Annotated in this window: 1 protein-coding gene; it reads left to right on the top strand. The window is 69.2% G+C overall.

The window, feature by feature from the left end; all coding sequences use genetic code 11:
- Positions 1–415: ATP-binding cassette domain-containing protein (locus D7Y04_RS42845; RefSeq protein ID WP_121763073.1), on the top strand; the 415-nt coding region annotated here is incomplete at its 5' end.
- Positions 416–429: the final 14 nt, after the last annotated feature.

Raw genomic sequence — 429 nt, 5'->3', positions numbered from 1 at the left:
GCGCTTCCCCGTGCTGCGCGAGCGACGGCGACAGAAGGCCGGCTACCTCTCCGGTGGAGAGCAGCAGCTGCTGGCCATCTGCCGGGGACTGATGCGACGGCCCAAGGTGCCGCTCCTGGACGAGCCCTTCCTGGGCCTGTCGCCCAAGGCCGTGGGCGAGGTGTCGGAGCTGATTCAGCGCATCAGCGCGGAGGGCGTCGCGGTGTTGCTCGTGGAGCAGAACGCGCGGGTCGCGCTGACGCTGGCCAGCCACGGCTACGTGCTGGAGACGGGCAAGGTGGTGCTGGACGGCCCCGCGGACAAGCTTCGCGAGGACCCCGACGTGCAGGAGTTCTACCTGGGCTTCGGACGCGAGGGGCAGCGTGGCTACCACGAGCTGAAGCGGTATCGGCGCAAGCGGCGCTGGCTTTCATGAAGGGTGAGGAATGG

This window comes from Corallococcus sp. AB038B, from assembly GCF_003668955.1.
In the GTDB taxonomy this organism is placed as follows: domain Bacteria; phylum Myxococcota; class Myxococcia; order Myxococcales; family Myxococcaceae; genus Corallococcus; species Corallococcus exiguus.
Note: the sequence above shows the minus strand (reverse complement) of the source record. Positions and strands in the feature narration are given on the sequence as shown.